Below are 10,151 nucleotides of genomic sequence, written 5' to 3'. Positions count from 1 at the left end.
TACTGGACCACTACTGGACCACACCTAAATTCCCTCTGGTCCAGTGGGTTTTATGATTTCTTTACCAGTTACTTGGTTGGCTTTTACTTGCTTTTCCGGGCCAGTTCCTCTTTCCAGTCCGGGTTGGATGCTCCCGAAAATTCGTAACCGAGTTTTACTGCCACATCGCCGCCGGGAGGAAAGCCCATCACCAAAAAGGACCCTGGCGGGGCAGGAATTATCCCGAGTACTCTTTCTTCCTCCTCCAGCTCAACTCCCGTATCATTTGAGGTGGCTCCTTCCCAATCGAAGGTGATCGGATAGCAGTTGACAGCGTACTTGGTTCCCTTCCGTTAGAACCCTGGGCATAATAAGGGATTTTCGTAATTAGAAATGCTACAACAGGCTCCTTCCAGATATCTTCTTCTGTGATTTCGGGCTTTCTTTTAACGTCAGGCACAGTTTGCGCTCCTTTCTAATTCAGCTTGGTTGGAGCCCGGGCGGGACCTCTCCCGCCCGGACTGCCGAGCTAGTTAGAACGGGATGTCTTCAAAAGCTTGACCGTCTCCTTGAGCGACTTCTTCCGCCGGGATGTCTATTACCGTTTCGCCCGGCCGGACCGCGGGAGGCCGACGGAGGATAGGTTTCAGCGCTTCGGCGTACTCCTTGACTTTTCCGTACTGCTCGTCACCAAGTTTTTCCACTACAGCGAACGTCGCTTCCGCGTAAGGGATGTTGTTGGCGTTCTTCACCCGCTTCAAACCGACTTTCACCACGGCCTGGTGCAACTTCAGCCTGTAGCGGAGCGTGAGTACCTTCAGGAACCGCTTAAAAGCGTTCCGGGATGTTGGCGGCAGGGTCAGTTCCACGGGGAAGGCTTCTCCCGAAGTCAGGACGTAGAGTTTCCACATGTTTTTACAGGCCTTCCGTTTCTCTCCCTTAGTCCCCGGCCTGTTTAAAGGACAGGTAGCACAAAACCCGCCGGGGTTGCCCACTCCGTGCACCCCGTCGTGGCTGTAGCACTGGGGCGGGTTCCCTTCCCCGGTGAATTCACCGGGCCAGTAAGCGTTGATCCAGTAATGATCCAGGATTATTCCCACAATTTCAGACGCCAAGACCGGGTTCTCCGGATCTTCCCCGGGAAACTCGAAATTCAAAGCTCCTCCCGTCGGGAATTTTACCCGGTCGAAAATGGAGGTAATTTCCACGTCCCCGAAGTTTTCCTTGATAAGCTCTTCCAGGTTTTCCTGGTTTGCGCCGTCAAGCACCGCCAGCTCGAATTTGGGAGTCTCTACCACCGCGAGGTTGTTTTGTTTTTGCACGGATATTTCGCTCCTTTCTTAGTTCTTGAAAGCGGCCAGTTCCGCCGCCGTGAGTTCGGCCACGGCCTTCCATGCCCGGAACTCGTCTATTAACTGGTTCACAAGTGCTTCCGCCTCAAAGAGCCCGGCTTCCACCGTTTGCAAGACTGCTCTAAGCTCCTGGTATTCCGGGTTTTGCGCCAGGCGGCGCTTCAATTCGGCGTTTCTTACCGTTTCGTTGCTGAAGAGCGGTTTTCCGTTGTTGCCTGTTTCGGTGCATACCTGGTACAATATTTCCGCCTGAATGTTATCCATCTGGCCGCGGATCTCGTCTGCGGCTGTTTTTTCTGCCCTTGCTCTCTTTTTGGCTTCCGCTATTCGGGCGGGGTACTCCAGCAGTTTTTCCTTTATCCGCTCCGTTTCCCGGTTTTCCGGCCGCACCGCGGGCTGACCGGGAAGGAGTATCACCTGCGCCGGCATTTTTCTCTGTCCACCTCCGGGTTAAATCATCCGGCTTTCGTAGAGCCTGCCATTGACTGGATCCATTCGAATGGGCAGGTAGAAAGGACCTTCCACTTCCAAATCGCCGGCCATGAGCCCGGAAACGTCCCTCTGGCACTCCGGACACACGTCCGGCCGCCAGCCGCCGCTTTCCGTGTGGACCTGGTAGAAGCGCACGCCGCAGCTGGGGCATTTTACTCTGACCGCTTCTAGTTCGATAACCTCACAAACCATGTTTCACCGCTCCTTTTCAGTGAATGTTCTGCATCCATGTTCGCACCGCTTCCAGGAGCCCCCGGACCGGGCCGGAGTAGAGGAAAATGGAGTAGCGCATTTTGATTTCGCCTCGCTTTCCTGTGAATTTAAACAAAATCCCATTCTTTTTAAAATCCGGTGTATTTCCCGGTCAATTCCTTTCGGTGCTTCTTCCAAACTTCTGGCGCCAGAATCATCAGCGCCCGGGCGAGCCCGGCCAGGTAGCCGACCGCCCAGCTTCCGAAATCAATCCATTCCCTCGGCTGGTGCTTTTCCGTCCTTTGGAGCGCGTGCCTTAGTTCTTCCCCGGCGCGGGCTAGCTGGGAGACGTGAGTTTTGGCGGTTTCGGTTTGCGGTTTGTCCGGTTGGATTTAAGGTTACTTCACTTTTCCAAATTAATTAATTGCTTTACGTTGTAAAACATGTTGAACAAGCGGTGTATAAAAAATCTCACTAACATCCATTTCAAAATAATTAGCTATGGCGAGCATTATTTCATCAGAAGGACGTTTGATGCGGCCTCTTTCGATTCCATTGATTGTTTGTCTGGAAACGCCGATAGCCTTTGCTAAAGATTCTTGGCTGATATCTCTCGCACGTCTAATTTGACGAAGTCTATTCATACAGGGTCACCTCTCTAAAAGCATTGTAATACATACTTGCCAACGTGTCAAGCATGTTGTACAGAGATTTTTCTAATATTCTCTTTCGTTTTAGTAAATAATACTTTACAATAAGTAAAACGAGGTTTACAAAAGAAAGGGGAGTCTAGAATGCAAACTGCTTTAAGTAAATTATTAAGGAAACTTAGGGGAGATGAACCCTTACGAGATATTGCAAAAAAATCGGGTATCAGCCATACCTATTTAAGCATGCTTGAAAAAGGGGTAGATCCTCGTAGCGGAAAAGAAATTAAACCATCCGTTGAAGTGTTACAAAAATTAGCAAAGACATATAATTATCCCTACGAAAAATTGTTGGAAGCCGCTGGATATATTGAGTCTTCTTCTACCCCCCAACCCCTCCCCCTCGCACAGCGCCGCATAGAGCTCGAAGAAGCATTCCAGGAAATCCTACAAAACGGAGAGGCTATGTTTGACGGTTTACCTCTGAAGGAAATGGACGAAGAGATTATTAAAGACCTGGAAATTATGCTGGCCCATATTATTGATTATCTGCGAACAAAGAAAAAAATCAAACTTCAAGACTTTCCCAACCAGGGGAAGGCTACCAGAAGGTTTCTCGAAAGAAGAAGCCGCGGGGAGCTGGGACCGCATGTTTGATTGGGTTTTTAAAAATGTCATGCAAATCATTGAACAGTATGGTCTTGTCAGTCCAAAAGATTTGGCTGACTGTGTTGGAATTAATGATATCCTGGTTGTGCCTACCCGGATCCTCCACGGTGGTATATTTGATACATTTGCCGCTCCTTTAATACTTTTATCCACCGACCTGATGGATTACAAACAAATTGGGTGTCTTCTCCACGAAGTATTTCACCAGGTGCTCCATCCACATACGAACCGGTTAATGAATAATCCTTATATAATCAACTGCAGTGGAAGATTCGAAGTTGAAGCAAACGTAGGTGCTTTAATCTACGCCATCTTTTGGGACAAGGATCTTTTTGAGCAATTGGAGTATAATGTTTTTAGATTTGCTGAGATATACGGGTTTCCCTACGATGCCGCCTACCATGTCGACCTGGGCATCCAGAAAAACGGCCTCGAAATTTTCGGCATAACGCCGCCGGACCCGGAATTCTATACGCCTTAAAAACAAGCCGGAAAGGCTTTTTGTTGTTTATTGGGGATTTTGTCGATGGGAGTCGAGAAAAAGGACATTAATGGGAAGAACAAATGTGGCCACCGTACTGCCTTCTGGAAAAGAAGTTGCGGAGAAGCTTAAAGAGGTAGCGAGTGAAAATACATAATACATATGAACTGGCACCGGGCACTGTTCCGGAGAGGGCCGCGTCTGTTTTGCAAGGACCTTTTGCGAGGACGGGATACGCTGCTGTCTGAGCATGTCCGTTCTCTGCGGGGGAATATCCGATTTGATGTCTTTTCGCTCTTCTAAAGTTGCTCGACGTACCTCAAAACGGGGTGGAAGAAGCCTCGCCGCTGTTAGACCCGCATGAGGCTGTTTTCCTGGCAGGCAGACATTAAGAAACTCGACAAGGAGGACCTGAAATATGGCCGTTCAAAAACAGCCGCAAACTAAAGAATCGGCATTCGAAAAACTGCTGGAGGAAATTGAAAAGAAGCACGGTAAGAATACTCTAATGCGCCTGGGCGACAATACGAAAATGAACGTCGAAGTCATTCCTACCGGCATCCTGTCCATCGACCTGGTTACCGGTGTGGGGGGTATGCCGCGGGGCCGTATCATCGAACTGTACGGCCCGGAATCGTCCGGCAAAACTACGGTGGCGCTGCATGTGATCGCCGAGGCGCAGAAACAGGGCGGCAGGGCGGTGTTCATCGACGCGGAACACGCTCTTGACCCGGCATACGCCAGGAAGCTCGGTGTGGATATTGCCGACCTTTATGTTGCCCAACCGAGCTATGGCGAGCAGGCCCTCGATTTATGCGATATGATCGCCCGGAGCGGTACTGTTGACGTCATCGTTGTTGACTCGGTAGCCGCGCTGACACCTAAAGCGGAAATTGACGGCAACCTGGAAGAAGCTCAGGTCGGCTTGCAGGCGCGGTTGATGTCTAAAGCTATGCGCTTGCTAGCCGGAGACGCCAGCAAAAGCCGGACGATAGTAATATTCATCAACCAGTTGAGAGAAAAGATTGGGGGGAATAACTACGGAGGGGCATCTGAAACTACTCCCGGCGGGCGTGCGCTGAAATTTTACGCATCCATGCGGATCGAAGTGCGGAAGCATCAGACGATTAAGTCCGGCTCGGACGCAATCGGAAGCGAAACATTGATAAAGGTGACCAAGAACAAGGTCGCACCGCCGTTTAAAAGCACCGTGGTCACCATGATTTACGGGGAAGGGATTTCCCGGGAACTGGATATTCTGGAGCTTGCGGTGAAATACCAGATAGTGAAAAAGTCGGGTACCTGGTATTCGTACGAAGGTGAACAGCTGGGTCAGGGACGGGAGAACGTGAGGTTGCTGTTGAAAGAGAAGCCGGAACTGATGGAAGAGATCAGCGCCCGGGTCAGGGAAGCGGCGGCACGCGAAAGCGGGTTTGAGCTCAACGTGGGGGAAAGCGTACCCGCTGAAAGCGAAGAGACGCTGTCGCTGGGGTTTGAACCCTATAGCGGAAATTGAGAACCAGGGTAAATGGCTTGTTCTCTTACATAACGCCGAATGCGGAAGAGTATCAAGTTAAGGGGGTCTTTGACTGTGATTTCGAGAGAGAGCATGATTAGAAACACAGCCGCCGATTTTGGTTCTTCAGGGAAAAAGGTGGCGAAAAAACTGAAGAAAACAGCGGACAAGTACGTACATTTGTTTGGGTGGCCGCACCCCCGGCACTGGGCACTGTTTCCGGGTGGAGTCCGCGTCTGTTTTACGAAAAATCCCTGCGAAGACGGGATGTGGTATTTTCTGAGCGTCTCTGCCCGCAGCGGGAGAGTGTCCGATTCAGTAATTTTTAATCTCCTGAAGCTGTTTGACGCTCCCGGGGACGGAGTCGAAGAAATCCCTGCCAGGATAGACCCGAGCGTCCGCATTTTTACCTGGAAGGCTGAAGTTCCGGAAGCCGGTCGCTTAAGAACAGCAACAGCTCGGGAAATTTACTCATTCGTAAAAGCCATGGAGAGCCAGACCTTGAATTAGTGCGGGTTCCGGACTGGACGAGAGGGAAACCGGCCGGCTCGCGGGGATGCGCTTGCTGGTTTAAAAAAAACGGGTGTGCGTTTAATTTAATTATTCCGGCATTGAGAGAGGAAATTTGCGGATCAATACCGAATAAACGCCGGGAAGTGTGTAAAGATTAACTGTAAAATCAAAAACGAGGTTTTGGCAATGCATTCTGAAAATATGTCTTCTCTTCGGCCATTTGAAATAGGCAGAAAAGCGGAAATATCCATCCGTTTATCTGAATTCGAAATCCCGCCCATTCAGGACGTCCTGGTAGTTGGCAGGAAAGCGCCTATTGGTCCGGAGGCAGTGAAACGCATGGTGGACGCGCTGTCCCCGGAACAGTATGTGGTCGTTCGTCTGGAACACGAAATCTTTGAAGCCGCGGTGCTCAAGAAATCGCTGCTTAAATTCATCCCACAGGAAAAACTCCTGCCTATTATTTTGAAAGAGTGTTCCGCTGTTGCCACCGAAGATTCTGTGATAAAGGCCCAGTTAAATATTGTGGTACAGGTAAACAAGGTGGTGGACATATAATAATATGACCACTGTAGGAAGTATTATGAGCAGGAGGATAATGACCGTTTCACCACTCGACAGCGTTAGGAAAGCGGCGGAGATGATGAATGAATTTAGAGTCGGTTGTCTTCCCGTGATAGACGGCGGGAGGCTTGCCGGTATCATTACTTCCAGGGACGTGAGGCATTCTCACCCCAACCGGCTGGTCGTCGATGCCATGAGCAAAGACCTGGTGACAGTGACGCCGTCATGTTCTATCTGGGACGCGGCTGAAATGCTGGAACGTTACGGCATAGAGCGCCTGGTGGTTGCTGAAAACGGAAATCTGTTGGGAATAGTGACCAAGCGGCAGCTCTACCATGAACTGGGCAAGCATGTTGACTCGTTGACCGGTTTGAATAGAGCCGGGTACTTATACTATATTATCGGCAAATTAATCAGGAACAATGCCGCCTTAGCTATTATCTTCATTGACCTGGACGGCTTCGGGGAGATCGACAAAAAACACGGCCACATTACAGGTGATGAAGTCCTGCGCCGTGTCGGACTTGTTATAAAGGCTCATGTGGAAGAAAACCTCGATTACCCGTGCCGCTATGCGGGCGATGAGTTTGCCGTGGTTACTGTCAGGCCTGCAACTGCGGTAGAAGAATACGCGCTCAAAATAGTGAACGCCATTGCCGATAATGACTGGCACGGCGGGATGAAAATCACAGCATCAGCGGGGGTGATTAGCTGGCAGCCGGCAGTAAACAGCAACTGCGATGTTCAAAAGCTTGTCAACATTGCAAGTCTGGCTTCCACCAGGGCGAAAAAGAAAGGGGTTCCGGTGGTCACAGTTGACTGCACCGATAACCTGTAAGCACAGGCGCTTTTGTACCTGGAAACCAGAGAAGCCTTCAATAATTAATGGACCCGGTCATAACTCTGGGTCCCTTGCCAGATATATCTCTTTACTTTCAGCCGCGTTCTCCTCCGCCTGCACGGTATTTCATTTTTCCTGGCCAGCTTGCGCGTGATTGCTGTCGACAGATCACTGCCTCCTTACCGCAAAAACGGCACCCTGTTCCACGAAATTACTCACCAGATCCTGCACCCCGGAATGACCCGGTTTTTCATCGAGACTATTCCAACGAAACGTCCTACCAGATACGAGCTCGAAGCGGACCTCGGCGGCCTCATTTATGCGCTGATGTGGGACAGGCAGGGGTTCGAGGACTCCGGGTACAGCGTGTACCGGTTTGCGGAGCTGTACGGTTTCTGCGTAAGCGTAAAATAAACCCCACCTTGCAATCAGGTGGGGACATAATCTGGCTTATTTATTAGCCCTGCAGACAGGGGGCAGCGAATCGGACCAGGGGAGCAACTGATCCAGGGCCTTACTGTCTTTAGGGTTCAAGTTGGGAAGTTTTTCAAAAAGATAGCTGAGGTACTGGAAAGGATTCAACCCATTCTCCTTTGCCGTTTCTATGATGCTGTAAGTAATAGCGCTGGCCCGGGCACCCCGCGGAGTATTGGCAAACAACCAGTTCTTGCGGCCAATGACAAAGGGTTTGATCGACCGCTCACTCCGGTTGTTATCCAGTTCCAGGCGCCCATCCTGCAAAAAGGCAATGAGTTTATCCCACTGGCTCAGGCAATAGTTGACTGCCTGACCAAAGGAACTTTTGGGCAGTACCTGTGTTTTCTGGGTTTTAAGCCATGCCCGAAAAGCATCCAGCACGGGGCGGCTGCGCACCTGGCGGGCCTGATAACGCTCCTGGGGCGTTACATCTTTCAAGTCGCGCTCAATGGCAAAAAGTTGGTTACAAAATTCCAGCCCCAGCTGGGCGGCCACTGCTTTATTGCGTTTATCTTCCGGCAGGGCCTTTAACGCTTCATCAAACTTGCGCCGGGCATGGGCCCAGCAGCCCACCAGGGTGACATCCGGCAGTTCGTTGTAGCCGGCGTAGCCGTCAACGTGCAGGTAGCCTTTAAAACCTGCCAGGAACCGGCGGGGGTGCTTGCTGGCCCGGGTGGTCTGGTAGTCGTAGAGAACAATGGGAGGACCGTCCCGCCCGGTGCGGTAAAGCCAGAGGTACGATTGGGTTTCAGCAGCCCGGCCCGGCTCGCGGAGGACCTGCAGGGTTGTCTCATCGGCATGCAGGATATCCCGCTCAAGCAGGTGTTCATGCAGGCGATCGTAGATTAGGGTCAACCAGTTATTCGCTCCGTACAGCACCCAGTTGGCAAGCGTCTGCCGGGACAGCTCCACCCCCAGGTGGGCAAACTGCTGCTCCTGGCGGTACAGCGGCAGACCTTCCCCGTATTTCTGGTTCATGATGTAAGCCATAAGCGAGGGGGAAACCATACTTCCGGGAAGTACAGGAGCCGGCATGGGAGCGGTGACAATGGGGGTGGTTAGCTCGTTGCGCTCGCAATGGCGGCAGGAATAAACGTAACGCACATGCTTGACCACTTTTACCTGGGCCGGGATGATCTGCAGTTCCTGTCGTACTTCGGTGCTCATTTCATGTAAAGGACCACCGCAGCACGAACAAACCCGCTCTTCTTCCGGCAGGCGGTACTCAACCGTTTCCACCGGCAGGTTATCGAGGACCATCTCCCGGCGGCCACGCTGTTTGCGGCGCTGGTAGGTGATGGTTTCGACAGCCGGTTCGGGCAAATCCGGCTGGGCTTCCACTTCCGCTTCATTAAAAAGCGAAAGCTGCTGGTAGCCAGAAGCGGTCCGTTCGCTGGAAACACCGAATTGCCGGTGTTTGCTCAAGCGAAGCTGTTCCATAAACCAATTCAGTTTAGCGGTCAGCTCGGCATTCTGTTGTTCCAGCCATCTGCACTGCTCTTCCAGCTGTAGACAGCGGCTTTGCAGCTCTTCTATATTCATGGCAGCGATAGATTGCGAAGTAGTGTTCATGAATAAAAGATTCGACGAAACCCGTCGAATCCCTCTAGAATCAACCACAAAGTGAAAATATTTCTTTCTGCTGCTTTATTTATATTTATATTACAGTGCGTGCTTTTACCTCGGGATGAGCTTTAGGCTGTTCTATCGATAGGCCGTCGAGCAGCCAGCGCAGTTCCCGGCGGCTAATGGCAATAGTTGAAGAAGTGCTTCTTTCCGGCCAGGGGAATTTACCTTTCTCCAGCCGGCGGTAATAGAGCCAAAACCCATTGTGGTCCCAGTGGAGAATTTTAATTTTGTCCCGCTGCCGGTTACAGAAGACGAAAAGGCAGGAAGAGAAGGGGTCCAGCTCAAACCCTGCCTTGACCAGCACGGCCAGCCCGTCAATGGACTTGCGCAAATCGGTGGCACCGCAGGCGAGGTAAACCCGGTTGATACTAAATTCATTTAGCATAACGCTACCAGCACCTTAACTACCTGAGAAAGCAAGGCTGGATCAAAGCCGGGTTTTACCTCGATGTTGGCCGGTCCTATTTTGACCAGTAAAGTATGGTCCTCTTCTATAAATGACTGGTTGCTTATTTCCACCGGCAGCCACCGGTTTGATTTTCCTGGGGTAACTACGTTCCGGTCTTTAAACTTTCGCAGCCAGTACCATAACTGCCTGGGGCTGATGCCTTCATGGGCGGCGCACCATTCTCTGACGCTTTGCCCACTCATCCTGTATTCGGCTATTCGGGTTTCCCATAGCGCTTCCCGTTCGGCTTTGGTCATAAGAAAAAATCCTCCTCATCGAGCTTTTATCTGAGGAAGATTATCCCTTAAACTTGGGTATTATGCCAAGGTGGGTTGTATTTGACGCTTACGT

General features: G+C 51.0%; 15 protein-coding genes. 7 read left to right on the top strand and 8 right to left on the bottom strand.

The annotated features are described in order from the left end of the window. Positions 1–217 precede the first annotated feature (217 nt). The 5 genes from ACPLUI_RS06770 to ACPLUI_RS06750 all read right to left on the bottom strand — a co-directional run bounded on the left by ACPLUI_RS06770 (position 218) and on the right by ACPLUI_RS06750 (position 2,659). Positions 218–439 carry a hypothetical protein gene (locus ACPLUI_RS06770; RefSeq protein WP_424659508.1) on the bottom strand — a complete coding sequence of 74 codons (222 nt, stop codon included), beginning with the start codon at positions 437–439 and terminating at the stop codon, positions 218–220. Between the two features lie 73 nt (positions 440–512). Beyond that, a complete protein-coding gene (locus ACPLUI_RS06765) occupies positions 513–1,301 on the bottom strand; it encodes a hypothetical protein (RefSeq protein ID WP_424659507.1) in 789 nt (262 codons plus the stop codon). Between the two features lie 18 nt (positions 1,302–1,319). After that, positions 1,320–1,721, bottom strand: coding sequence for a hypothetical protein (locus ACPLUI_RS06760; RefSeq protein WP_424659506.1), 402 nt, complete (start codon positions 1,719–1,721; stop codon positions 1,320–1,322). A 60-nt stretch (positions 1,722–1,781) separates the two neighbouring features. Beyond that, a complete protein-coding gene (locus ACPLUI_RS06755) occupies positions 1,782–2,015 on the bottom strand; it encodes a hypothetical protein (protein WP_424659505.1) in 234 nt (77 codons plus the stop codon). 416 nt (positions 2,016–2,431) lie between these two features. After that, entirely contained in the window at positions 2,432–2,659 is a 228-nt protein-coding gene (locus ACPLUI_RS06750; protein ID WP_424659504.1) for a helix-turn-helix transcriptional regulator, read from the bottom strand. A 150-nt stretch (positions 2,660–2,809) separates the two neighbouring features. On the opposite strand from ACPLUI_RS06750, the gene ACPLUI_RS06745 reads away from it, so the two are divergent. From ACPLUI_RS06745 to ACPLUI_RS06715, 7 genes are all read left to right on the top strand, one after another. Continuing rightward, the gene (locus ACPLUI_RS06745) at positions 2,810–3,319 is read left to right on the top strand and encodes a helix-turn-helix domain-containing protein (protein ID WP_424659503.1); all 510 of its coding nucleotides are present in this window, start codon (positions 2,810–2,812) and stop codon (positions 3,317–3,319) included. Then, positions 3,312–3,812 (top strand): ImmA/IrrE family metallo-endopeptidase, encoded by a 501-nt coding sequence (locus ACPLUI_RS06740; protein WP_424659502.1) that lies wholly within the window; start codon positions 3,312–3,314, stop codon positions 3,810–3,812. The genes ACPLUI_RS06745 and ACPLUI_RS06740 overlap by 8 nt, the downstream gene beginning before the upstream one ends. A 418-nt stretch (positions 3,813–4,230) precedes the next feature. Further along, a complete protein-coding gene (gene recA / locus ACPLUI_RS06735; RefSeq protein ID WP_424659501.1) occupies positions 4,231–5,328 on the top strand; it encodes a recombinase RecA in 1,098 nt (365 codons plus the stop codon). Between the two features lie 75 nt (positions 5,329–5,403). Beyond that, positions 5,404–5,838 (top strand): hypothetical protein, encoded by a 435-nt coding sequence (locus ACPLUI_RS06730; RefSeq protein ID WP_424659500.1) that lies wholly within the window; start codon positions 5,404–5,406, stop codon positions 5,836–5,838. Between the two features lie 189 nt (positions 5,839–6,027). Then, positions 6,028–6,399 (top strand): hypothetical protein, encoded by a 372-nt coding sequence (locus tag ACPLUI_RS06725; RefSeq protein ID WP_424659499.1) that lies wholly within the window; start codon positions 6,028–6,030, stop codon positions 6,397–6,399. Positions 6,400–6,403: 4 nt separating this feature from the next. Then, positions 6,404–7,243, top strand: a complete 840-nt coding sequence (locus ACPLUI_RS06720) for a GGDEF domain-containing protein (protein ID WP_424659498.1) — start codon at positions 6,404–6,406, stop codon at positions 7,241–7,243. A 153-nt stretch (positions 7,244–7,396) separates the two neighbouring features. Next, positions 7,397–7,660, top strand: coding sequence for an ImmA/IrrE family metallo-endopeptidase (locus tag ACPLUI_RS06715; protein ID WP_424659510.1), 264 nt, complete (start codon positions 7,397–7,399; stop codon positions 7,658–7,660). Positions 7,661–7,696: 36 nt separating this feature from the next. Here ACPLUI_RS06715 and tnpC read toward each other — a convergent pair whose 3' ends face one another. From tnpC to tnpA, 3 genes are all read right to left on the bottom strand, one after another. Further along, positions 7,697–9,265, bottom strand: a complete 1,569-nt coding sequence (gene tnpC / locus ACPLUI_RS06710) for an IS66 family transposase (protein WP_424659509.1) — start codon at positions 9,263–9,265, stop codon at positions 7,697–7,699. Between the two features lie 115 nt (positions 9,266–9,380). After that, positions 9,381–9,737: an IS66 family insertion sequence element accessory protein TnpB gene (gene tnpB, locus ACPLUI_RS06705; RefSeq protein ID WP_424659497.1), complete on the bottom strand. Its 357-nt coding sequence runs from the start codon at positions 9,735–9,737 to the stop codon at positions 9,381–9,383. Continuing rightward, positions 9,731–10,057 carry an IS66 family insertion sequence element accessory protein TnpA gene (tnpA, locus tag ACPLUI_RS06700; protein ID WP_424659496.1) on the bottom strand — a complete coding sequence of 109 codons (327 nt, stop codon included), beginning with the start codon at positions 10,055–10,057 and terminating at the stop codon, positions 9,731–9,733. Before tnpA ends, tnpB begins: the two co-directional genes overlap by 7 nt. Positions 10,058–10,151 lie beyond the last annotated feature (94 nt).

This window comes from Desulfofundulus sp., from assembly GCF_049701015.1.
Classification (GTDB): domain Bacteria; phylum Bacillota; class Desulfotomaculia; order Desulfotomaculales; family Desulfovirgulaceae; genus Desulfofundulus.
The sequence above is the reverse complement of the archived record's forward strand: the minus strand, read 5'-3'. Positions and strand labels throughout refer to the sequence as shown.

Bases quoted from the DNA above. Each gene is read 5' to 3' on its own strand.
- ACPLUI_RS06750 (WP_424659504.1), bottom strand. From the start codon at position 2,659: ATGAATAGACTTCGTCAAATTAGACGTGCGAGAGATATCAGCCAAGAA.
- recA (WP_424659501.1), top strand. From the start codon at position 4,231: ATGGCCGTTCAAAAACAGCCGCAAACTAAAGAATCGGCATTCGAAAAA.
- tnpA (WP_424659496.1), bottom strand. From the start codon at position 10,057: ATGACCAAAGCCGAACGGGAAGCGCTATGGGAAACCCGAATAGCCGAA.
- tnpB (WP_424659497.1), bottom strand. From the start codon at position 9,737: ATGCTAAATGAATTTAGTATCAACCGGGTTTACCTCGCCTGCGGTGCC.
- ACPLUI_RS06720 (WP_424659498.1), top strand. From the start codon at position 6,404: ATGACCACTGTAGGAAGTATTATGAGCAGGAGGATAATGACCGTTTCA.
- tnpC (WP_424659509.1), bottom strand. From the start codon at position 9,265: ATGAATATAGAAGAGCTGCAAAGCCGCTGTCTACAGCTGGAAGAGCAG.
- ACPLUI_RS06745 (WP_424659503.1), top strand. From the start codon at position 2,810: ATGCAAACTGCTTTAAGTAAATTATTAAGGAAACTTAGGGGAGATGAA.
- ACPLUI_RS06725 (WP_424659499.1), top strand. From the start codon at position 6,028: ATGCATTCTGAAAATATGTCTTCTCTTCGGCCATTTGAAATAGGCAGA.
- ACPLUI_RS06755 (WP_424659505.1), bottom strand. From the start codon at position 2,015: ATGGTTTGTGAGGTTATCGAACTAGAAGCGGTCAGAGTAAAATGCCCC.
- ACPLUI_RS06740 (WP_424659502.1), top strand. From the start codon at position 3,312: ATGTTTGATTGGGTTTTTAAAAATGTCATGCAAATCATTGAACAGTAT.